19 protein-coding genes are annotated in these 22,636 nt (G+C 33.9%); 6 read left to right on the top strand and 13 right to left on the bottom strand.

What is annotated here, in order from left to right; genetic code table 11:
* Window positions 1–4 precede the first annotated feature (4 nt).
* Together GQR98_RS04785 and GQR98_RS04780 are read left to right on the top strand one after the other, a co-directional pair.
* On the top strand, window positions 5–478 hold the full coding sequence (locus GQR98_RS04785; protein ID WP_042502551.1) for an ExbD/TolR family protein: 474 nt from the start codon (window positions 5–7) through the stop codon (window positions 476–478).
* 108 nt (window positions 479–586) lie between these two features.
* The gene (locus tag GQR98_RS04780) at window positions 587–1,291 is read left to right on the top strand and encodes a porin family protein (protein WP_233268078.1); all 705 of its coding nucleotides are present in this window, start codon (window positions 587–589) and stop codon (window positions 1,289–1,291) included.
* A 155-nt stretch (window positions 1,292–1,446) separates the two neighbouring features.
* On the opposite strand, the gene GQR98_RS04775 is transcribed toward GQR98_RS04780, so the two are convergent.
* The 12 genes from GQR98_RS04775 to GQR98_RS04720 all read right to left on the bottom strand — a co-directional run bounded on the left by GQR98_RS04775 (window position 1,447) and on the right by GQR98_RS04720 (window position 14,825).
* Window positions 1,447–2,052 (bottom strand): hypothetical protein, encoded by a 606-nt coding sequence (locus GQR98_RS04775; protein WP_159018515.1) that lies wholly within the window; start codon window positions 2,050–2,052, stop codon window positions 1,447–1,449.
* A complete protein-coding gene (rpoN, locus tag GQR98_RS04770) occupies window positions 2,052–3,509 on the bottom strand; it encodes an RNA polymerase factor sigma-54 (protein WP_159018514.1) in 1,458 nt (485 codons plus the stop codon). The genes GQR98_RS04775 and rpoN overlap by 1 nt, the downstream gene beginning before the upstream one ends.
* 144 nt (window positions 3,510–3,653) lie before the next feature.
* A complete protein-coding gene (gene asnS / locus GQR98_RS04765) occupies window positions 3,654–5,087 on the bottom strand; it encodes an asparagine--tRNA ligase (RefSeq protein ID WP_074936953.1) in 1,434 nt (477 codons plus the stop codon).
* A 114-nt stretch (window positions 5,088–5,201) separates the two neighbouring features.
* The gene (locus GQR98_RS04760; protein ID WP_159018513.1) at window positions 5,202–7,598 is read right to left on the bottom strand and encodes an efflux RND transporter permease subunit; all 2,397 of its coding nucleotides are present in this window, start codon (window positions 7,596–7,598) and stop codon (window positions 5,202–5,204) included.
* 47 nt (window positions 7,599–7,645) lie between these two features.
* The gene (locus GQR98_RS04755; protein WP_159018512.1) at window positions 7,646–8,914 is read right to left on the bottom strand and encodes a hypothetical protein; all 1,269 of its coding nucleotides are present in this window, start codon (window positions 8,912–8,914) and stop codon (window positions 7,646–7,648) included.
* A gap of 79 nt (window positions 8,915–8,993) precedes the next feature.
* Window positions 8,994–9,548, bottom strand: a complete 555-nt coding sequence (gene frr, locus GQR98_RS04750; protein WP_159018511.1) for a ribosome recycling factor — start codon at window positions 9,546–9,548, stop codon at window positions 8,994–8,996.
* Window positions 9,549–9,597: 49 nt separating this feature from the next.
* The gene (gene pyrH / locus GQR98_RS04745; RefSeq protein WP_159018510.1) at window positions 9,598–10,305 is read right to left on the bottom strand and encodes a UMP kinase; all 708 of its coding nucleotides are present in this window, start codon (window positions 10,303–10,305) and stop codon (window positions 9,598–9,600) included.
* A 533-nt stretch (window positions 10,306–10,838) separates the two neighbouring features.
* Window positions 10,839–11,813 (bottom strand): translation elongation factor Ts, encoded by a 975-nt coding sequence (gene tsf, locus GQR98_RS04740; protein ID WP_159018509.1) that lies wholly within the window; start codon window positions 11,811–11,813, stop codon window positions 10,839–10,841.
* Window positions 11,814–11,899: 86 nt separating this feature from the next.
* Entirely contained in the window at window positions 11,900–12,676 is a 777-nt protein-coding gene (gene rpsB, locus GQR98_RS04735; RefSeq protein WP_042496565.1) for a 30S ribosomal protein S2, read from the bottom strand.
* Window positions 12,677–12,866: 190 nt separating this feature from the next.
* Window positions 12,867–13,253: a 30S ribosomal protein S9 gene (rpsI, locus tag GQR98_RS04730; RefSeq protein ID WP_042496568.1), complete on the bottom strand. Its 387-nt coding sequence runs from the start codon at window positions 13,251–13,253 to the stop codon at window positions 12,867–12,869.
* A gap of 1 nt (window position 13,254) precedes the next feature.
* Window positions 13,255–13,710 (bottom strand): 50S ribosomal protein L13, encoded by a 456-nt coding sequence (gene rplM / locus GQR98_RS04725; RefSeq protein ID WP_159018508.1) that lies wholly within the window; start codon window positions 13,708–13,710, stop codon window positions 13,255–13,257.
* Window positions 13,711–13,922: 212 nt separating this feature from the next.
* Window positions 13,923–14,825 (bottom strand): hypothetical protein, encoded by a 903-nt coding sequence (locus tag GQR98_RS04720; RefSeq protein WP_159018507.1) that lies wholly within the window; start codon window positions 14,823–14,825, stop codon window positions 13,923–13,925.
* A 229-nt stretch (window positions 14,826–15,054) separates the two neighbouring features.
* Here GQR98_RS04720 and GQR98_RS04715 point away from each other — a divergent pair, with 229 nt between their 5' ends.
* On the top strand, window positions 15,055–16,686 hold the full coding sequence (locus GQR98_RS04715; protein WP_133967357.1) for an ABC-F family ATP-binding cassette domain-containing protein: 1,632 nt from the start codon (window positions 15,055–15,057) through the stop codon (window positions 16,684–16,686).
* A gap of 299 nt (window positions 16,687–16,985) precedes the next feature.
* Complete coding sequence (locus tag GQR98_RS04710) at window positions 16,986–17,675, top strand: hypothetical protein (RefSeq protein ID WP_159018506.1); 690 nt, start codon at window positions 16,986–16,988, stop codon at window positions 17,673–17,675.
* A gap of 421 nt (window positions 17,676–18,096) precedes the next feature.
* Here GQR98_RS04710 and GQR98_RS04705 read toward each other — a convergent pair whose 3' ends face one another.
* Complete coding sequence (locus GQR98_RS04705) at window positions 18,097–19,314, bottom strand: hypothetical protein (RefSeq protein WP_159018505.1); 1,218 nt, start codon at window positions 19,312–19,314, stop codon at window positions 18,097–18,099.
* 478 nt (window positions 19,315–19,792) lie between these two features.
* Between GQR98_RS04705 and GQR98_RS04700 the strand changes: the two genes are divergently transcribed.
* Window positions 19,793–21,745 (top strand): YgiQ family radical SAM protein, encoded by a 1,953-nt coding sequence (locus GQR98_RS04700; protein WP_159018504.1) that lies wholly within the window; start codon window positions 19,793–19,795, stop codon window positions 21,743–21,745.
* Between the two features lie 75 nt (window positions 21,746–21,820).
* Window positions 21,821–22,627, top strand: coding sequence for a tryptophan-rich sensory protein (locus GQR98_RS04695; RefSeq protein ID WP_159018503.1), 807 nt, complete (start codon window positions 21,821–21,823; stop codon window positions 22,625–22,627).
* Window positions 22,628–22,636 lie beyond the last annotated feature (9 nt).

Raw genomic sequence — 22,636 nt, 5'->3', positions numbered from 1 at the left:
AAACATGTCTAAATTTAAAAAGAAAAAAAGTGGCGATATGCCTGCGGTTAATACGGCGTCTTTACCAGATATTGTATTTATGTTATTATTCTTTTTCATGGTAGCCACAGTAATGAGGCAAAATACTTTAATGATTGAAAATAATTTACCATTTGCTGATCAAGTTGAAAAACTAGATAAAAAAGATTTGGTAATGTACATTTATGCTGGTAAACCAAGTGAGAACTATAGACAATATGGAAACGAGTCAAGAATTCAATTGAATGACAAGTTTGCTGATGTTAAAGAAATCGCTGCGTTTATTAATGCAGAACGCGCCTCTAAAAGAGAGGAATTAGTACCATATTTAACTACAGCTTTAAAAGTTGATAGTGATGCTAATATGGGATTAATTGGTGATATTAAACAAGAACTACGTAAAGTTAATGCTCTAAAAATAAACTATACCACTAAAAAGGGTAGTGTTGTTGGAAGATAAATTTTACACTCTTAATTTTATAGTAAAAGGCGTTTTGATATACTCAAAACGCCTTTTGCTTTTATATAATAGTAGCAATTGGTAACTTACCATAATATAACTTTCAAAATGAGAAGAATTAAAGATGTAATGATCATATTGTTTTGTGCGAGTTCTTGTTTGTGTTTTTCACAAAATGAAGAGGTTGTTGAGACCGAAGCTGATAATAAGTATAAAGAAGATCAGTTTTACTTTGGTGTTACTTATAATTTACTTGGTTTAAGACCAGAAGATGTAAAGCAAAGTGGTTTTTCAACCGGGTTTCATTTAGGTTTTATTAAAGATATGCCAATAAATGCCGCTAGGAATAAAGCTATTGGTTTAGGTATCGGACTTTCTGCAAACTCATATAACCAAAACTTACTGATTCAAAAAGACGATGCAGGTGTAGTAAGTTATAGTGTAATCGAGGATTCTGATACATTTACTAAAAATAGGTTTTCTAGTAACTTTATAGAGGTGCCTTTGGAGTTTAGATGGCGAACATCTACAGCTACTAGTTATGATTTTTGGCGTATTTATGCCGGTTTTAAGTTTAGTTACATGTTATCACACGCCGCGAAGTACGATGGTGATTTAGGAAGCTTTAAATACACCGATATCTCAGACTTTAATAAGTTTGAATATGGATTAACCTTAAGTGCTGGATATAATACATGGAATTTACATTTGTATTATGCTTTAAGTCCTGTTTTTTCTAATGACGCTCAGATTGATGGTAGTAGCATAGATATGCACGCCATTAAAGTGGGACTAATGTTTTATGTTTTGTGATTTGAACTCTCTTGGACTATACCTAAAAGATATAAGGCGTCAAATTTAATGATTTAAAGGAAATCGTTATCATCAAGGCCTAATCGGTTACTTAAATCGTCAAAGTAAATTAACTGTTGTTTTTAATACTTTGGAAAGGTAAATTATAAATTAATCTACATCCAGAAATTAATCAGCAATAGCTGCGGAATCAATCCAACAAAAAAACCGAAAATCAATTCTCTCGAGGTGTGTGCGTTTAAGTGTAACCTAGATGTTGCTACAGCACCCATAGCTAATGCCATAAAAGCGAGAGTGCCCGTAATATTTATACCAAACTGCACGCCTATAGCTATAAAGAACATGAATAGTCCCGAAATACCAATCATGTGTATACTTGCCTTAAATTTAAAAATAGCGAGCGTTAAACAGGCCATATTCGAAATTAATATACCAACAAAGAAGTAATACAGTTCTAACGATTGTGTTATTGTTATAACTCGCTTAATTACCAAAATGGTAATAAAACAATTTAAAGCGAGCGGATAAATACGTTCGCGTGTGGTTTTTAGATGAATAGTTTGAGCCTTTCCTAAAGTTCTTAGCAAAAAAAACATTAATATAGGCAGTATAATAGTGAGTATTAATAATGAAATAAGCTTGGCATGTAAAATCTGCTCTGCTATAAAATGCGGCGAGATATAATAATAAAATGCCACGCCAATGATAGGCATCAATAAAGGATGAAAAATATATGAAATACTCTTAAGTAACTTATCCATTATATTTTTTTACGTAATCGCGCTACAGGAATATCAAGTTGTTCTCTATATTTAGCAACCGTTCTTCTAGCAATTGGATATCCTTTTTCTTTTAAAATAGAAGCTAAAGTTTCATCCGTTAAAGGCTTCTTCTTATTTTCTTCTTCAATTACTGTTTCTAGAATCTTTTTAATTTCACGAGTTGAAACATCTTCACCTTGATCATTCTTCATAGATTCCGAAAAGAATTCCTTAATCAGTTTCGTTCCATAAGGTGTGTCAACATATTTGCTATTGGCAACACGTGAAACGGTAGAAACGTCCATTGAGATTTCGTCGGCAATATCTTTTAAAATCATGGGTTTTAAATTACGCTCATCACCAGTTAAAAAGTACTCGCTTTGGTAATGCATAATAGAACTCATGGTAACAAATAGGGTCTGTTGGCGCTGTTTTATAGCTTCAATAAACCATTTTGCTGCATCTAATTTTTGTTTTATAAAAACAACGGCATCTTTTTGAGATTTCGATTTGTCTTTAGATTCTTTATATCCTGTAAGCATATTGTTGTACTCTCTAGAAACATGAAGCTCCGGAGCGTTACGTCCGTTTAAGGTAAGCTCAAGTTCACCATCAACAATTTTAATAGCAAAATCAGGTACTACGTGTTCAACAATACGGTTATTTCCGGCATAAGATCCACCAGGTTTAGGATTTAAATGTTCAATTTCTTTTATAGCATCTTTTAATTGTTCTTCAGTAATATTAAATTTCTGAAGTAATTTTTTATAATGCTTTTTGGTAAATTGATCGAAAGCAGAATCGATAATATTTATTGCTAACTCTGTATCGGGTGTTTTGTCTTTTCGGTGTAATTGTATGCTTAAACACTCTTGAAGGTTTCTGGCTCCAACACCTGCTGGGTCTAATTGATGTACAATTTTTAAAACCTTTTCAATGTTTTGCTCTTCGGTATATACGTTTTGTGTGAAGGCTAAATCGTCCATGATGTCACTGAGCTCTCTGCGTATATAGCCACTCTCATCAACACTTCCAACTAGGAATTCAGCAATGTCTCGTTCTTCTTCAGATAATCTGTAGGTGTTTAATTGATTAATTAAGTGTTGCGTAAATGAAGTTCCCGCTGCATAAGGCATCGTTTTTTCTTCATCATCGGCACTGTAATTATTGGCTTGAGTGCGGTAATCTGGAATTTCATCGTCGCTTAAGTATTCATCAACATTAATGTCTTCAGCATTTATTGAATCATTATCGTTAATATCGTCAGAATTATCTAAATCAGAATCGTAGTCACTATCGTTTTCTTCTTTACCGCCTTCTAGTGCCGGGTTTTCTTCTAATTCTTGTTTTAAACGTTGCTCAAAAGCTTGCGTAGGCAATTGTATCAGTTTCATTAACTGAATTTGCTGCGGCGACAGTTTTTGCGAGAGTTTAAATTGTAAATATTGCTTAAGCATGATTTTTATTAAGATTGAATGGGCAACTAAATATAATGATAAGTAATAAACAAATCAAAGGATTAGATTAGTTAGTCCTAATCAAAGATAAATAAAAGCATGAATAATCGCCAAGTATAAGCGGAATTATCAAGTTAAATTTTACTAAAACTCTGCGTTTTGAGGTGTTCTTGGAAAAGGAATTACGTCTCTAATATTACCCATACCGGTTGCAAACATCACTAAACGCTCAAAACCTAAACCAAAACCAGAGTGTACAGCTGTTCCGTATTTACGTAAATCCATGTACCACCAAAGGTCTTCTTCTGGAATGTCTATGGCTGCCATTCTTTGTTTTAAGATATCTAAACGCTCTTCACGTTGTGCTCCACCAACAATTTCACCAATACCTGGGAAAAGAATGTCCATAGCGCGTACGGTTTTACCATCGTCATTTAAACGCATGTAAAAGGCTTTGATATCTGCTGGGTAATCAAATAAAATAACAGGACATTTAAAGTGTTTTTCAACTAAAAAACGTTCATGTTCACTTTGTAAATCCATTCCCCATTCTTCAACTAAATATTTGAATTTCTTCTTTTTATTTGGTTTAGAATTTCTTAAAATATCAATAGCTTCCGTGTAACTAACACGTTTGAAGTTGTTTTCTGTTACAAAGTTTAATTTTTCAATTAAACTCATATCACTACGTTCAGCTTGAGGTTTTACTTTTTCTTCGTCTAATAGACGTTTTTCTAAAAACTCTAAATCTTCACGATTATGTTCTAAAACATGAGTGATTACCGATTTCATAAAGTCTTCAGCAAGATCCATATTGCCTGCTAAATCCATAAAAGCCACTTCTGGCTCTATCATCCAGAATTCGGCTAAATGTCTTGATGTATTAGAGTTTTCAGCTCTAAAAGTAGGTCCAAAAGTATATACTTTACCTAACGACATGGCGTAAGTTTCAGCTTCTAATTGGCCAGATACGGTTAAGTTAGTTTCCTTTCCGAAGAAATCTTTAGTATAATCTACTTTGCCATCTTCAGTTAAAGGTAAATTTTTATTGTCTAAACTAGAGACTTTAAACATTTCTCCAGCACCTTCTGCATCACTACCTGTAATGATAGGCGCATGCATGTAGTAAAATCCGTTTTCGTTAAAATATTTATGGATAGCGAAAGATAATGATGAGCGTAAACGCATTACAGCACTAAACGTATTAGTTCTGGTGCGTAAATGAGCATTTTCTCTTAAAAACTCAAAAGAGTGTTTTTTAGGTTGAATAGGGTAGGTTTCCGGATCGGAATCTCCTAGAACTTCTAAATGTTTTACCTGAATTTCAACTTTTTGACCTTTACCTTGGCTTTCTACTAATTCTCCTTTTACATGTATTGCGGCACCTGTGGTTACGCGTTTTAAAAGGGCTTCATCAAAGTTTTCAAAATCTACAACACATTGTATATTATTTATTGTTGAACCATCATTTAAGGCAATAAAGCGATTTGCTCTAAAGGTTCTAACCCAGCCTTTTATTTCAACTTCAAGTAAAGAAGTGTTTTGCGATAGTAATTCTGAAACTGTAGGTGATTGCATAGAAACTAATTTTGAACTGTAAATATAATGGTTTCAGTACTTAAAATTCAAATAATAAATTCTAAAAATTATGAAAATTTTGAATTTATAGCTAATTGTTGTTTTAAAGTGTAATTAAAACTCCTCTTTGTCGTCTTCTTCAGGGATAATGTTAATCGACGGTTCGCGTAACACTTCTTTATTAGCAATACTACGCTCTAAAGAAAGTAATAAAGATGGTAATAATAACAAGTTAGAAAGCATTGCGAACAACAGAGTGGCCGATACTAAAGCACCGAGTGCTACTGTACCTCCAAAACTAGAGATTGTGAATACCGAAAAACCAAAGAATAACACAATAGATGTGTAGAACATACTCACGCCAGTTTCTCGTAAAGCACCATAAACCGATATTTTAATTTTCCAGTTATTGGCTTGTAATTCTTGGCGGTATTTTGCCAAGAAGTGAATAGTATCATCTACAGAAATACCAAAAGCAATACTAAACACTAATATGGTAGATGGTTTTATTGGTACGCCTAAATACCCCATTAAACCAGCTGTTATTACTAATGGTAGTAAGTTTGGAATTAATGAAATAAGAATCATTTTTCCCGAACGGAACATATATGCCATAAATAAGGCGATAAGTAAAATGGCTAATGATAAAGAAATGGCTAAGTTTTTAACCAAATATTTTGTTCCTTTTTGGAAAACTAGAGCCTTCCCAGTCATGGTTACTGTGTAACGTTCTTTAGGAAAAACTTTATTTATTTTAGTTTGAAGATCTTCTTGGATACGTTCCATTCTATCGGTACCAACATCTTTAATAAAGGTGGTGATACGTGCGTATTGGCCTGTGCTATCAACAAAATTACTTAGCAAGTCATTACTTGAAGTTGAATTTTTAGCATAGCTTAAAATAAAACTATTTTCTTGTGAAGTTGGTAGCTGATAAAACTTGGTATTACCATTATAATAAGCTTGTTTGGAGTATTTAACTAACCCTACTACAGATATCGGTTTTGATAATTCTGGAGTTTCTAAAATCAAATCTTCCAGCTCGTTCATGCGTTTTAGAGTCGATAGTTTCATAACGCCTTTTTTGCGCTTGGTATCTATCATGATTTCTAATGGCATAATACCATTAAATTCACTTTCAAAGAAACGAATATCGTTAACAAATTCCGATTCTTGCGGCATATCTTCAATTAAGCTACCCGAAATTTTTATTTGATAAACGCCAATAATACTTAATATAAGTAGTATTAACGAAGTAATGTAAATGGCAATACGTTTTTTTCTTACCATAAGCTCCATCCAGTTTACAAAACCACCAATCCATCTTTTATTTAGGTGCTCTAAATGACGGTCTTTTGGATAAGGTAAAAATGAATATATAATTGGAATAATAAGAATACACAATATAAAAATTGACAAAATACTAAGGGACGCAACTAAACCAAACTCTTTAAGCAGCTTGCTTTCCGTAAGAATAAATGTCGCGAAACCACAAGCTGTAGTTACGTTTGTCATTAAAGTGGCATTACCAATTTTAGTAATTACACGTTGTAAAGATTTGGCTTTGTTACCATGTAGCTTAACTTCGTGTTGGTATTTATTAATTAAGAAGATACAATTGGGTATCCCAATAACAATTATTAATGGCGGAATTAAAGCCGTTAAAACAGTAATTTCATAATTTAATAAACCAATAATTCCTAAGGTCCACATAACACCAATACACACTACAATAAGAGATATAAAAGTGGCACGGAAAGATCTAAAGAAGAAAAAGAATATTATAGAGGTAACTAATAAGGCAGCACCAATAAATAGACCTATTTCGTCAACAATATTAGTTGAGTTTAAGGTTCTAATGTATGGCATACCGGAGATACGTACATCTAAATCGTATTTGGCTTCGAACGCTTCAACTCTAGGAATTAAAACATCCATTACAAAATCTTTTCGAGCCGAAGTATTTACAATGGCCTTATTCATGTAAATGGCCGATCGAATCGTTTTTGTGTCTTTGTTGAATAAGAAATTATCGTAAAATGGATATTTCTTGAAAAGATCGTTTTCCAAAACCTCAATCTGCGCCATTGAAGTGATAGAATCTTTAATAAAAGGTTCTAAAGTAAACTTTTCATTTTCTGTATCTTTTACTAATTTTTGAAGTTTTTTTATGGAGATTACAGATTCTACAGCATCTGATGAGTTCTTGAAACTTTCCGTTAGGTTGTTCCAAGCATTTAGTTTTTCAACAGTAAAAAGAGTAGAGTCTTTTACACCAAGAACAATTAAATTGCCCTCTTCTCCAAAAACCTCCAGAAAATCGTTGTAAATAATATTAACCTCATGATCGTCAGGAAGTAAGTTCGCCTCGGTATAGGTAAACCTCATATTATCCCATTGCTGGCTGAAGAAAATTGTTGTAGCCAGAATAGCTACAAGTATAATAATTTTATTGCGTAAAATAACTCTAGCAATAACGTCCCAAAAGTCCTTTGTAAAAAGTTTAAGCATGCTCTATTTAAAAGATGCGCAAAGGTAGAAAAAAGGAGCAGATTACCTCACAAAGAGACGTTAAATGTAAACTTAAAAGCTACATTGTCACCAATTTCAGGCAAGTGGTAGGCGCCATAGCGATAGGTGAAGCTCAAACCAAAACCAAATAGTAATTTATTAAGTTCGAAACCCGATTCGGTATATCCTTTTTCTAAAGAACCAAAAGGAACACCTTCGTGGCGTTCAGGGTTGTTCATGTCACCAATAGCATAACGCGTTATTAAAACCATTTGCGGTTTGTAACGTTCCGAAATATTAAAAGGTGTTAAGTAATGTTTAAATTGAAAAGTAGCGAACCTATCGGAAAAGAATTCGTTAAAAAACATAGTTTCAAAACTGTTTAAACCGGCAACAGAAAAACGCTGTAAAATGGTTTCTTTTGTAATATTGTTAGGGTAGGCGTGGTATAAATGAGTTAATGGTGTATCGCCACCAGAAATACCAGAAACTACGGTAATTCTAGAATGCGCTCCCTTCGGATCTCCTATTTGGTAAATGCTTCTAAAATCTAATTTCGAAAAGTTGAAATCACCTTTGATAACACTTTTCAAACTTTTGGTGTATTGCAGCGTAAATTTAGGGAAGCCGTCTTTCGTTTGTTTTACACCATATTCTGTAGATTCGAACTTGCTAAACGGACTCCATTGTAAAGCCGTTTTTGCCGAAGTAATATCGAAATTATTGTAAACATCTCCGTTAAGGTTGAAACCGTAAGCATAGGTTGGATCTATTTTACTGATAGAAAACTCCGTTTCACTTACAATTTTTGGTGTAAACTCATGTTCTAGAGAAATGAGCTTGGTAATGTGTTTATGAAATAAATCGATGTTAAGCAATCGAGGTTCAAAAAACTGAAAGAAACGATTGTCTGTTAAAAACTTGGTGCTTCCTGTTTCTTGTAAATCATCGGTGTACGATAAATTAACCCAAGTATTTGTAGCCTCTGCGACTCTAAAACCACCACCTAAGCTGTATTTAAATCTGCGGTCTCTAAAACCATAAACAAGATAGGTGTTTAAACGGTATTTCTCTGAAAAAGCCTTATTAGTTTCTGCTCCTAAACCGGTTCTAACACCTTCGTATTGGTTGTATTTTACCAAATATCTTAAATCGAAATTAAAATATTTTGTTGGAAAAAAACCATTACCCAATGATTTTACAAAGGCTTTCTTTTTAATAGAATCTTGTACGGGTTCTGTAGTACCTTCATTTTCTATTTGCGCATTTAGTGCGGCCGAGAATAAAATAAATAAAAACAGAATACAATGTTTCATCTAGAGAGAAAGGAGTAAAGTGATAAAAAAAGCGACAAATTTGCCGCTTTATATTTTTTAAACTGAAATAAAACTATAATTACACAGTCATGATTTCCTTTTCTTTTGCATCGAAAAGTTCATCCACTTTTTTAACGTGCTTATCCGTTATTTGTTGTACGTCTATTTCAGCATTCTTTTTTAAATCTTCCGATACATCTTCATTTTTCTTAATGTCGTTGTTGGCATCTTTACGAGCCGTACGGATACTTACTTTAGCATCTTCAGCTTCAGCTTTAGCCTGTTTTGCTAAATCTCTACGACGCTCTTCGGTTAAAGGTGGTACGCTTATAATAATAATGTCTCCATTGTTCATTGGGTTAAAACCAAGGTTTGCATAAGCAATACCACGCTCAATTTCTTGTAGCATGTTTTTCTCCCATGGTTGTACCGTTATTGTTCTACCATCTGGTGTGTTTATATTGGCTACTTGGCCAATTGGTGTTTGAGACCCGTAATAGTTTACCATTACGCTGCCAAGCATTGCAGGGCTAGCTTTACCAGCTCTAATGTTTACAAATTGCTTTTCAAGATGCTTAAGGGCGTTATCCATAGCTTCTTGTGTGCTGTCTAATATAAATTGAATGTCTTCCATTGTTTTTAACTTTAATATGGTTTAGCTATTTCAAAAATTGCGCCAAATGTTATAGGTTTACTTCAGTACCTATTTTTTCACCAGCAACAACTTTAAGTAGATTACCAGGTTTATTCATATCGAAAACAATAATTGGTAATTTGTTTTCCTGACTTAAAGTGAATGCTGTAGTATCCATTACTTTTAAGCCTTTACGTAATACATCATCAAAAGAAATATTATCGAATTTTACGGCTTTAGAGTCTTTTTCCGGATCTACATTGTAAATACCATCTACACGTGTTCCTTTTAAAATAACGTCTGCTTCTATTTCAATAGCTCTTAAAACGGCTGCAGAATCTGTTGTAAAATACGGATTTCCTGTTCCACCTCCAAAAATAACAACGCGACCTTTTTCTAGGTGACGCATAGCTTTTCTTCTAATAAAAGGTTCGGCCACTTCGTTTATTTTAATGGCAGTTTGCAATCTTGTTGGTATATCGGCATCTTCTAGAGCGCCTTGTAATGCTAAGCCGTTAATTACTGTGGCTAGCATACCCATGTAATCACCTTGAACGCGATCCATACCTTTACTAGCTCCAGCAACACCTCTAAAAATGTTTCCACCACCAATAACTACGGCTACTTGTACGCCTTGGTCGGTAATGGTTTTAATGTCTTGTGCGTATTCGGCTAAACGTTCTGGGTCTATACCGTATTGACGTTCACCCATTAAGGCCTCGCCTGAAAGTTTTAAAAGTATTCTTTTATATTTCATTTTATGAATTATGAGATGTTCGCTTAAGCGGAAACAAAAGTTTAGCAAAGCTACATAAAATTTTTATTTTTTTGAATTTATTACAAGTAATACCAAGCAGTAATTTCAATTGAGTTAAAATGTTTTGGGCGGGTTTTTAAGAAAAATAAAAACCGAGCTATCCACTATATCTTTTTAAAATAGCGTTTTATCAATCCATGGACTTTTAGGTTTACTTTGTTTTGGGTTAAATAGTATAGTTATAGGTTTGTAGTTTTAAAAAGGATGCCGTTACTATCTCTCCCGCGTGTGTTTGGCAAGTACAGTTATATCGCTGCCATGTACAGGTTGATTAATAATGATTTCTAAAGGTAACCGTCATATCAATAAATGAAGACATGATATTCCATTCTGTAATTATTCTTGTTTTAATCTTTTAGTTAAGATATAAATGAGGTTTCAATTTAAAGCAGAAAAAAACCACTACATCTAAAAAAAGAGTAGTGGTTTTTAATATGTTTTATTTCCGTGTAAACGAAAATTAGAATAATTAATTATCCAACAGATACACGTTTGAAATCTGTAATTTCAACTTCGCCGTAAGATGCAACGTATTTTGCTACGTTAGATTTTTCGTCTTTAATGAAATTTTGATCTAATAAACATTTTTCTTGGTCTAATGTTGTGTTATCAGAAATGAAACGCTCCATTTTTCCAGGTAAAATTCTATCCCAAATTTGTTCTGGTTTTCCTTCAGCCTTTAATTCTTCTTTAGCAGCTTCTTCAGCTTTAGCTATAACTTCAGGAGTTAATTGAGACATAGAAATGTATTGAGGTACGTTTTTTTGTGTTTTACCTAAACGACCTAACTCAATATTATCTTTTTCAATAACAGCAATTCTAGCTTCAGTTTCCGATGCTACAAAAGCAGGATCAAAATCTTTGTAAGATAATGTAGTTGCTCCCATTGATGCTACTTGCATAGCTACATCTTTAACTAAAGTATCAGCGTTATCAACTTTTGCAGATAAACCAACTAAAGCAGCAATTTTGTTGATGTGAACATAAGTTCCAACAAATGGTGCTTGTAATTTTTCAAAACTAGTAATGTCTAGTTTTTCACCAATTACACCTGTTTGCTCAATTAATTTTTCGGCAACAGTCATTCCTTCAAAATCAGCAGCTAAAAATGCTTCTTTAGAATCTACTGTTAAAGCAATATCACCTAATTGGCTAGCTAGAGCTAAAAAGTTTTCGTTTTTACCAACAAAATCAGTTTCACAACCTAAAACAATAGCAACACCTTCTGTTTGGTCTGCATTAATTTTAGAAACAGCAGCACCTTCAGAAGAGTCTCTATCGGCTCTTTTTTCAGCTACTTTTTGTCCTTTTTTACGTAAAACATCGATTGCTTTATCGAAATCGCCTTCCGCTTCAACTAAAGCTTTTTTGCAGTCCATCATTCCTGCGCCAGTAGCTTGTCTTAATTTGTTTACTTCAGCGGCTGTAATTTTTACTGTAGTACTCATAGTTATTAGAATTTAAAAAAGTCGTTCAATATATTTTCAACAAAGAAAAGAACTAAACGACTTATTTGTGTTTTGTTAATGTTATTTTATTCTTCTTCTTCAGCAGATGCTTTTGGTGCTGGTGCAGCTTTTGCTTTAGGAGTTTCCTCTTTTGCAGATGCAGCAGCATCTTTATCAGCTTTACGCTCAGCTAATCCTTCAGATATTGCAGAAGTTACGTGAGATAAAATTTTATCAATCGATTTAGAAGCATCGTCATTTGCAGGGATAACATAATCCACTTGGCGTGGATCAGAGTTTGTATCAACCATTGCAAAAATTGGAATGTTTAATTTTTGTGCTTCTTTAATCGCGATATGCTCACGCTTAATATCTACAACAAATAAAGCTCCAGGTAAACGAGTCATATCAGTAATAGAACCTAAGTTTTTTTCTAACTTCGCTCTTAAACGATCTACTTGTAAACGCTCTTTTTTAGATAACGTTAAAAACGTACCATCTTTCTTCATTCTATCAATAGTAGCCATTTTTTTAACAGCTTTTCTAATAGTAACAAAGTTAGTTAACATTCCACCAGGCCATCTTTCAGTGATGTAAGGCATGTTAATAGATCCCGCTTTTTCAGCAACGATATCTTTAGCTTGTTTTTTTGTTGCAACAAATAAAATTTTACGACCAGAGTTAGCAATTTTTGCTAATGCTTCTCCAGCTTCATCAATTTTAGCTGCTGTTTTGTATAAGTTGATAATATGGATACCGTTACGTTCCATATATACGTAAGGCGCCATGTTTGGGTCCCACTTACGTGTAAGGTGTCCGAAATGCACACCTGCTTCAAGTAATTCTTTTACTTCTACTGCCATTTTGTAATAATAGTTTACGTTCTGTTGAATTAGCAATGTTCCATTTCGCTTTACGCTTTTGGCTTCATTTAGATGCTAAACTAAATCCTATTTGTTTTAAATATAATAGGACAACAATAACTTGTTTTTTTATTTTGTTTGAAATGATACCAGGCATCTGAAAAACAGATCCTGAACCACGTCCAGGATATTAACGTTTCGAGAATTGGAATTTCTTACGCGCTTTTTTCTGACCGAATTTCTTACGTTCAACCATTCTAGGGTCTCTAGTTAATAAACCTTCTGGCTTAAGTATTAGTCTGTTCTCAGCATCTAACTCACACATTGCGCGAGAAATTGCTAAACGAACAGCCTCAGCTTGTCCAGTAATACCACCTCCATATACATTTACTGTAATATCAAAGTTGCTGTCATTGTTAGTCAAAACTAAAGGCTGATTTACCTTGTACTGTAAAGTAGCTGTAGGGAAATAGTTAGTTAAGTCTTTTTTATTAATCGTAATGTTTCCTGTTCCTGTAGAAACATAAGCACGAGCAACAGCCGTCTTTCTACGGCCAATTTTGTGAATTACTTCCATGTTATTTAAATTCTTCTAGATTAATTACAGCTGGTTTTTGAGCTTCATGTTTATGAGCTGTTCCAACAACAACGGTAAGATTACGGAATAACTCAGCACCTAATTTATTTTTAGGTAGCATTCCTTTAACTGATTTTTCTACTACTCTTGCAGGATCTTTTCCAAACAATTCTGTAGCAGTTAAACTTCTTTGACCTCCTGGATACCCAGTGTGACGAATGTACGTTTTAGCGTTCCATTTGTTACCAGATAAACTGATTTTTTCTGCGTTGATAACAATTACGTTATCACCACAATCAACGTGAGGTGTGAAGTTTGGCTTGTGTTTACCTCTTAAAAGTTTTGCAACTTTAGAAGCTAAACGACCAAGTGCTTGTCCTTCAGCGTCAACTAAAACCCACTGCTTATCTGCAGTTGCTTTGTTAGCTGAAATCGTTTTGTAGCTTAATGTGTCCACGTTTTTAATTTATTTTTATTAAACATTCCTCTCTTAAAAAGAGTTTGCAAATTTACGATTATATATTTGATTACCAAATAGTGTGGTTATATTCTTTTAATAAAATTAAAAGTATTGATATTTAAGGGTTTAACCTATGGTAACATTTGTTAACTAAAAAAGCCAGATAAGTATGTTTTATCTGGCTTTTCTAATTGAAGCGTGCTTTAAGTTTATTTACCTAAACCTATTACTAGTCCACCAGAATAGTAAGTGCCTTTACCAATATTTCTACCACTAACTATAGTGCCAGAACCAAGACTAACACCTATTGTTTTAGTTATTGGTGCGTAAAGGTTTAAGCCAACTCTAGAAAAACTTACTTTAGTTTCAGGGAAGTTACCAGCAAAGTTTGGCGAGTTAATATCTAAGCTTCCGTTACTTTTTTGAGCATCAAACCAGGCATCTGCATAAAATGCTTTTCCTGCGTATCCTAATTTAATTTGTGCGTTAACACTGTTTGGTACATCAAATTTAGCACCATCACCTAAGCCTAAGTTATTATCAGCTTCTCCTCTTATAGAGTGACCAACAAATGCATTTCCGAAGAAACCAGAGTTGTTATTATATTGTAAACCTAATTTTGTATCAATAGACGACGCACCGTTACCAAGAGAAAGTATTCCTGTAGGTTCGTAATCAAAAGCATAAGACCCTCCTACTGCTACAACAAATGTAGTTGTACCATTTTTGTGTTGAGTTACAAAAGGCGCCCATTTTACCAATAAGCTTACATCTTGAAGGTTTGATTGCTCTGTAGTCCCGTTTACAGGATCTGCAACGCCTTGTCCTTCTGCATCAATATAAGGTAGGTTTGCAATTACAGTAAGGTTATCTGTAATACCATAATTAGCATATACATTATATATGTTCTGGTCAATTTGGTTGTGTGCAGGTACAGCATCTACTTCATCAAGGCCTAAGTAGAATTTTTCATAAGTAGCAAACGTATAAGAAACAGCAATGTTTGCTTCTCCTTTTTTGTTAAAAAATCCGTCAGGGTTAATTTGAGCTTGTGTGTTTTGTATTGCAATACTGAACACGGTAATTAAAGTTAAAAATAATTTAGTTTTCATAGCATTCTTTTTTTTTGATTATTGGGATTATAGGACGATTTGAATAACTATTCATTACAAAGTATATGTTAAGTTTTATTTTGCGTTTGTAAGTTTTTAGAATGATTTTTTGTGTAAATCATTTGTTTTTATGTTGTTAGGTGAAGGGGTTTAATTCAATAAATTTTGAAATTATTATGTTTTCTAATGAATCTCTTTTGTTAGTTTTGCGCATTCTTATACTTATAATATGATTTCAGTTGATAATTTAGCCGTAGAATTTAGTGGAACCACACTATTTAGTGATGTATCGTTTACTATTAATGAAAATGATAAAATTGCCTTAATGGGGAAAAATGGTGCTGGAAAATCAACAATGATGAAAATTATTGCTGGTGTGCAAAAATCTACTCGCGGGCATGTACGTTGCCCAAAGGAAGCCATTATAGCCTACTTACCACAGCACTTATTAACTGAAGATGATACTACCGTTTTCGATGAAGCTTCTAAAGCGTTTAGCCACGTGTATACCATGCGTGACGAAATGGAAGGTTTAAATAAACAATTGGAAACACGCACAGATTACGAATCGGACGAGTACATGAAAATTATTGAGCGTGTATCCGATTTAGGTGAAAAATATTATGCTCTAGAAGATGTAAATTATGATGCTGAAGTTGAAAAAGCCTTAAAAGGTTTAGGTTTTAAGCAGGAAGATTTTACTAGAAACACCAACGAATTTAGTGGTGGATGGCGCATGCGTATAGAATTAGCTAAAATTTTATTACAGAAACCAGACCTTATATTGTTAGATGAGCCTACCAACCACATCGATATAGAATCTGTAATTTGGTTAGAAGATTTTTTACTGAATAAAGCTAAAGCTGTAGTCGTTATATCTCACGATAAAGCCTTTATTGATAATATTACAAACCGCACCATAGAAGTCACTATGGGGCGCATTTATGATTATAAAGCCAACTACACGCATTACTTGCAATTGCGAGAAGATAGGCGTGCACATCAAATAAAGGCTTACCAAGAACAACAGCGTTTTATTGCCGATAACCAAGCGTTTATAGATCGTTTTAAGGGTACGTTTTCTAAAACCAACCAAGTCACATCGCGTGAACGTATGTTGGAAAAATTAGAAATTATTGAAGTGGACGATATTGATACGTCTGCCTTAAAATTACGTTTTCCAAAAACGCAGCGTTCTGGCGATTATCCGGTTACGGTTAAAGATGTTTCGAAATCTTACGGCGAGCATGTGGTATTTAATAATGCTAATATGTCTATTGCCCGTGGCGAAAAAGTATGTTTTGTAGGTCGAAATGGTGAGGGTAAATCTACTATGATTAAAGCTATTTTAGGCGAAATTGATGTAGAAGGCGAATGCAGTTTAGGGCATAATGTAAAGGTTGGATACTTTGCTCAAAACCAAGCCGCTTTGTTGGACGAAGAATTAACCATTTTTCAAACCGTAGACGAGGTTGCTAAAGGCGATGTGCGTACACAAATTAAAAATATTTTAGGTCGTTTTATGTTTAAAGGCGACGATATCGATAAAAAAGTAAGTGTGCTTTCTGGTGGTGAAAAAACAAGATTAGCCATGGTGAAACTTTTACTAGAGCCGGTTAACTTGCTTATTCTCGATGAACCTACAAATCACTTAGATTTAAAATCGAAAGATGTTTTAAAAGAAGCGTTACAAGATTTTGATGGCACGCTTATTTTGGTGTCGCACGATAGAGATTTTCTACAAGGTTTATCAAATAAAGTATTCGAATTTAAAGAAAAACGTGTTATTGAACATTTTGAAACAATTGACGATTTCTTGGTTAGAAACAGGATAGAAAGCCTAAAAGCTATCGATTTGTAGTTCTGTTTATCTTATTTTCTAGTTATTTCATCTAAAGGCAAAATTCAGTTTTTTTGCCTTTTAAGTCGATTAACCTAATTTTTTATTGCTTCATCTAAAAAAAAGGTTTTTACTTCTAAAGTATTTTTTCAGACTTCATTTTCAAATTATCTTTGCGGTATAATTATAGTATATCTGTAACGATTAGATGGTAATACTTCTAATTCAATAATTTGTCAGTGTGTTATGGTTAAAAGATTACGATAATCCCCCTCAAGATCTAAGAATTTAAAAGGAAGTTCAACCAGAAACTTAACGTTATGAACAAAATATTAATCGCTTTTGCGCTATTTACATTAGGCTTAAATGCACAAAGTAAATTACAACCCAACATACACGCCTCTTTAAATTTAGGGCAAACTATCACCGACAATACATTAGGTTTAGAAGACTCTAAATACGTTATCAATAAAGTGCTTTTGTACAATAAAGAAACTTTGGAACAACGTGTATATCAAAACCAAGCAAAAAGTATTGCCATCGATTTAGACCAGGTTAAAACAGGTGTATATACAGCAATGGTTTATGTAAATGGCGATGTTAAAGTATTCAATTTAGATATTGTAGGTTTAAGTTCAAGTGAAAATTACGAAACTACCGAAGCGGCAGAAGTTGCTGTTCTTAAAGAAAAAAAGCCTGCAGTGGTAGAGGTTGTTAAAGTTCCTGAAGCTCCAGTAGAAGTTAAAGAGAAAAAAATTAAGTTTTATCGTGTAGTATCTACCGTAGCATTTAAATATAGTTCTAGTAAATACAATGTGTTTACAGAAAAACGTAAAGATGCTTTAATTAGAAAAAACGAGCTAGATTTAACAACACGTATCGGAAAGAAAAACACGCTAGTTGTTTACGCCGTATACTTAGATCGTAGCGAAGAAATGATTTATGATACAGGAGCAGTAAAAGATTTTAATAAAACACTACCTGCTGGTAACGAGTTATCTTCTTTATAGATTAAATTGAGATGTTTTAAGCACGCCAACTTAGGCTGAAGCTTATTATCCATGTCTAGAACAACAAGTTAGTTCAATATCCACAATACAAACCGTAGACGAAGTTGCCAAAGGCGATGTGCGTACGCAGATAAAAATTTTTTAGGGCGTTACCCAAGGGTCGGGCTTGCGGCAGTCGCTTTTTTGTGTTGCATTAGGTGCAACAACACAAAAAGAGCTTCAACAAATGCCTTAATCCCTAACGCATGTATCCGCTTATTTTACTTTGTTTTTGGAGTGTTTCAACGCTTGAGTTAAACGTGGTGAGGAAGCTAAGAAATGTTAAATTTTCGTCAGCGAACAAAGTTATGAAACGCTTAACTATCAAAATTATAAAAAAGAATGTGAACTTAATACATGTTCACATTCTTTTTTATAATTTTTAATGGTCAAAATCTGCTCCTAAAATTTTGAATTGAAAAGGTGTAATATTAAGGTTGTATTCATTAGTAATACTTAAATTATTTAGTTGTAGTTGTACTATTTTTTTCTGAGTCGGAATTGAAATATAAATAAAATCTTCACTCAAGTCAATACTACTAATCACAGCACTATGATCTATAGCCTCTGTATCCATAGTAACATTTAATTGTCCTTGATATTTTACTAATCCTGTTTCAACTTCTGTAATATTTAAATAGCCTTCTCCTGTTAAGCTTACAACTAAATCTCCTTCTTTTGAAGTTATGCATTTAAATAAATTATTAGTTTCGTAAATTGGAGTAATTTCTTCCGCTTCAATGTTTATAAAATAAGCGCCTTTGCTAGTTGTATATCCAACAAACAAATTATCATCACTAGTACTCAATAAACTTCCAAACCATGCATCGTCTTCAAAGTCATTAGGATAATTGATTAAACTTTGTTGTCCTGTGCTTTTTACCACCAAAATCCCTGTATTAGACCCAAAAATAGCCACATTATCATTCCCTGCATTTCCATGAATACCAGAAGTAACAATTACAGTCTCATCTTCAAAAAGAACTTCTTCACTTTGATTGATAATTTTTACCGATTCAGGAAGTCCTACACCAGATCCTAACTCTGTAACTGCAATAGTTCCATTTTCATAAATCACCATTGCGCCATGATGTGCTGCAGAACCTGTATTAAGTGTTCTAACAGGAGAAGATTCATTATAAATACTATTCTCATTAAATAAACTTAAAGTGGCATCGCCATCATTATAAACTGAAACATAACCTTGTTCAGATTTGAAATGGGTTGGGCTTTGGCTTTCAAAACTAATTGCAGCCATTCCTTGCTCACCAAGATCATGACTATGGCTACCGTGATCAATCTCTCCTCCGTAATTAAATGTTTCAGTAAAGTTGTTGTCTCTATGAGTAATTACGCCGTAGAGTCCAGATTCTGTTGCGTAAATACTTCCTCCACTAAAACTAGCTTGAAAGTCTAGAATAGAACTGTCATAAGGTTTTAAGAAATTTAGCACATTAGATTCCGAGTCAGAAATTAATAAACCCATATTTTCATTTTCTACAATTTGTTCTTCAAAAGGTAATTCATCTGTATCATCACTTGAACAGGATGAAAATATACTTATTACCAATGCATAACTTAAAATTTTAAATAATTTCATTTTTCATTTTTTATAAATTCAGGGCAAATATAAATTAATAAAATATTAACGCAACTAAGTCGCATTAATATTTTATTAATTTTTCTACAAATAAGTTTCAGGTAAATAAAGTGAGGTTTTTCAATTATCTATATTTGGTTCAAGATGTACTAGTTCATTAAAAAAGCATTATATACTTCTTCCAAACAAAATTTAGATTACGTCCTTTAAACTTTCCATGAGAAGAAGCTGACTTCAGCCTATTGTGCCATAATTAGAAAACTAGTCTGCGTTAGTGATTGATGCGGCATCCTTTTTAAAAAATTAGTAAGACTAAATGTTGGAGTATATAACAAGTTGAGGTTAATAGTTGCCTTTTTTTTGGGTTGAAGATTTAGCGTTTTAAAAAGATATAGCGGAAAGCACGGCCCGAAGGGAACGCCCGAAATACTAGAATTATAATGACAACGAGTCGTTTTTTGCTTATTTTTGCACCGTTATGCAAGATTTAAAACTTTCGGATTGGTTACCTACCACAAACAAAGAGGTGAAAATACGCGGATGGGAAGCACTAGATGTTATCCTTTTCAGTGGCGACGCTTATGTAGATCACCCAACGTTTGGGCCTGCAGTTATTGGTCGTATGCTAGAGAGTTTTGGCTTGCGTGTAGCTATTGTACCGCAACCTAACGTAAACGATAATCTTCAGGATTTTGTGAAATTGGGACAGCCAAAAATGTTTTTTGGTGTTACCGGTGGTTGTATGGATCCCATGATTAGCAACTATAACGCGAATAAAAAACGCCGTGATAAGGATGCTTATACACCAAACGGTGATATTGGGTTTCGTCCGGATTACGCAACAACGGTTTATTCTAAAATTTTAAAAGAAAAATGGCCAGATACACCCGTTTTAATTGGTGGTATCGAGGCGTCATTACGTCGTGTGACACATTACGATTATTGGAGCGATAAATTATTGCCTTCTATTTTAGAAACTTCGAAAGCCGATATGTTGGTTTACGGTATGGGCGAACAACCCTTGCGTGAAGTAGTGCGTTTGCTAGAAAGAGGCGTGCCATTTAGTAGTATAAATACGGTATTGCAAACGGCTGTGCTTTTAGATGAAGGTGAAAAAATACCAAAAAATAGTAATTGGGAAGATGTTGAAATTGCTTCGCATGAAGTCTGTTTAAAGGATAAGAAAAAATACGCGTCTAACTTTAAAGTGATAGAGCAGGAGTCTAATAAATTGGCTGCGCGGCGTATTTTTCAGAAAATTGGGGATAAAACCTTAATGATAAATCCGCCGTATCCAACGATGACGGAAGCTGAAATTGATGCTTCTTTCGATTACCCATATACACGTTTACCACACCCAAAATATAATAAGCGCGGACCGATACCTGCGTTCGAAATGATTAAGTTTTCCATTAACATCCACCGTGGATGCTTTGGTGGTTGTAGCTTTTGTACCATTTCGGCACACCAAGGCAAATTTATTGCCTCTCGTAGTCAAGAATCTATTTTAAAGGAAGTGGATACCGTTGCTAATATGCCAGATTTTAAAGGCTATTTAAGTGATATTGGTGGGCCAAGTGCCAACATGTATCAAATGAAAGGGAAAGTGCAGTCTATTTGCGATAAATGTGTGGCGCCTTCTTGTATTTCGCCAGTAATTTGTAGCAATTTAGATACCTCTCACAAGCCTTTAACCGAATTGTATCAAGCGGTTGATAGTCATCCAAAAGTTAAAAAGTCATTCATTGGTTCGGGTATTCGTCACGATATGTTGGTGCCGGAATTTAATAAAAATGCCGATCCTAAAGAATTAGATGCTTACACGGAAGAGGTGATGACGAAGCATGTTTCGGGCCGACTTAAAGTAGCGCCAGAACATACTAGTGATCCTGTTTTAAAACTAATGCGTAAACCATCGTTTAGTTACTTCCATAAGTTTAAAGAGCGTTTCGATAAAATTAATATTGCTAAAGGTTTAAAACTTCAGTTAATTCCTTACTTTATATCGAATCATCCGGCTTGTGAAGTAGAAGATATGGCAAACCTAGCTGCCGAAACTAAAGATATGGGTTTCCAGTTAGAGCAAGTACAAGGGTTTACACCAACACCAATGACGGTGGCTACGGTAATTTATTACAGTGGTTACCATCCATACACGCTTAAAAAAGTAAACACGCCAATTACTAGAAAAGAAAAAGACGAACAACACCGTTTTTTCTTCTGGTATAAAGATGAAAATAAAGACTGGATTAAAAAGACTTTAAACAAATTAGGGCGTCAAGATTTACTAAAAGTGTTACTACCCGAGAAAACAGAGAAGTGGCGTAAAAACACACCTAATGGTGATGCTAAACATACCTTTGATGATGCTGTTCCTTTTAATAAGCGCAAAAACAAAGCGAAATTTAAAAGTAAGAAGAAGCGTCGTTAATTTATACACCAGGTGATAAGTAGAATTTTTGCACACAGGATTTTCAAATCGTTTTATTTTTGTTATATTATTACAATGAAAAAACAATTACAAATAATTAACGGTGTCGCTTTTGTATGTGTTATTGTAATGAACTATTTATCTAACACAGGTTTATTAAATAACACCACCATAGGGGAGGTTTCTAAAGATTATAACACCTTATTTACTCCTGCAGGTTATGCGTTTTCCATTTGGGGAATTATCTATTTGCTCTTGTTAGGGTTTATTATCTACCAAGGACGCAGTCTATTTGTAAAAGTTAGAAACGACGATTTTATTTTAAAAACAGGTTGGTGGTTTCCAATCTCTTGTATTGCAAATTGTGCTTGGATTGTAACCTGGATTTACGGTTACACCTTAATATCGTCCATATTTATCTTTATCATTCTATTTTCGCTACTACAAATTGTGCTTAAAAACAGCATGGAATTGGTAGACGAGCCAATTTCAGTTATTCTCTTTTTATGGTGGCCCTTTGTAATTTATAGCGGCTGGATTACCGTTGCTAGTATTGCAAACGTATCGGCCGTTTTGGTAAAATACAATTGGGATGGTTTTGGGTTATCGCCAACATTTTGGGCTATAGCATTAATAGGTATCGCAACCATAATAAACTTAATGGTAACCTGGAAACGAAACATGCGCGAGTTTGCACTTGTTGGTGCTTGGGCTTTAATAGCTATTTATGTAGCTAATAGCGACGCCAATACTACTGTAGCTTTTACTGCAGCAGTTGCTGCGGCTTTTTTAATTATAAGCAGTTCTACGCATGCCTTTATTAACCGAGAAACAAACCCGGCGATTAAGTGTAAGGAGTATTTAGATGCTAGGAAAAACTAAAGCCTAACG

Source organism: Algibacter sp. L3A6 (genome assembly GCF_009796825.1).
Classification (GTDB): Bacteria; Bacteroidota; Bacteroidia; order Flavobacteriales; family Flavobacteriaceae; genus Algibacter.
This window is presented reverse-complemented; position numbering and strand designations above follow the sequence as displayed.

What these genes read in the sequence shown, in the direction of transcription:
- tsf (WP_159018509.1), bottom strand. Translation starts at nt 11,813, where the DNA reads ATGAGTACTACAGTAAAAATTACAGCCGCTGAAGTAAACAAATTAAGA.
- GQR98_RS04705 (WP_159018505.1), bottom strand. Translation starts at nt 19,314, where the DNA reads ATGAAATTATTTAAAATTTTAAGTTATGCATTGGTAATAAGTATATTT.
- GQR98_RS04710 (WP_159018506.1), top strand. Translation starts at nt 16,986, where the DNA reads ATGAACAAAATATTAATCGCTTTTGCGCTATTTACATTAGGCTTAAAT.
- pyrH (WP_159018510.1), bottom strand. Translation starts at nt 10,305, where the DNA reads ATGAAATATAAAAGAATACTTTTAAAACTTTCAGGCGAGGCCTTAATG.
- GQR98_RS04780 (WP_233268078.1), top strand. Translation starts at nt 587, where the DNA reads ATGAGAAGAATTAAAGATGTAATGATCATATTGTTTTGTGCGAGTTCT.
- rpoN (WP_159018514.1), bottom strand. Translation starts at nt 3,509, where the DNA reads ATGCTTAAGCAATATTTACAATTTAAACTCTCGCAAAAACTGTCGCCG.
- GQR98_RS04775 (WP_159018515.1), bottom strand. Translation starts at nt 2,052, where the DNA reads ATGGATAAGTTACTTAAGAGTATTTCATATATTTTTCATCCTTTATTG.
- GQR98_RS04715 (WP_133967357.1), top strand. Translation starts at nt 15,055, where the DNA reads ATGATTTCAGTTGATAATTTAGCCGTAGAATTTAGTGGAACCACACTA.
- GQR98_RS04700 (WP_159018504.1), top strand. Translation starts at nt 19,793, where the DNA reads ATGCAAGATTTAAAACTTTCGGATTGGTTACCTACCACAAACAAAGAG.
- GQR98_RS04695 (WP_159018503.1), top strand. Translation starts at nt 21,821, where the DNA reads ATGAAAAAACAATTACAAATAATTAACGGTGTCGCTTTTGTATGTGTT.
- rpsI (WP_042496568.1), bottom strand. Translation starts at nt 13,253, where the DNA reads ATGGAAGTAATTCACAAAATTGGCCGTAGAAAGACGGCTGTTGCTCGT.
- GQR98_RS04785 (WP_042502551.1), top strand. Translation starts at nt 5, where the DNA reads ATGTCTAAATTTAAAAAGAAAAAAAGTGGCGATATGCCTGCGGTTAAT.
- asnS (WP_074936953.1), bottom strand. Translation starts at nt 5,087, where the DNA reads ATGCAATCACCTACAGTTTCAGAATTACTATCGCAAAACACTTCTTTA.
- GQR98_RS04720 (WP_159018507.1), bottom strand. Translation starts at nt 14,825, where the DNA reads ATGAAAACTAAATTATTTTTAACTTTAATTACCGTGTTCAGTATTGCA.
- GQR98_RS04760 (WP_159018513.1), bottom strand. Translation starts at nt 7,598, where the DNA reads ATGCTTAAACTTTTTACAAAGGACTTTTGGGACGTTATTGCTAGAGTT.
- GQR98_RS04755 (WP_159018512.1), bottom strand. Translation starts at nt 8,914, where the DNA reads ATGAAACATTGTATTCTGTTTTTATTTATTTTATTCTCGGCCGCACTA.
- frr (WP_159018511.1), bottom strand. Translation starts at nt 9,548, where the DNA reads ATGGAAGACATTCAATTTATATTAGACAGCACACAAGAAGCTATGGAT.
- rpsB (WP_042496565.1), bottom strand. Translation starts at nt 12,676, where the DNA reads ATGGCAGTAGAAGTAAAAGAATTACTTGAAGCAGGTGTGCATTTCGGA.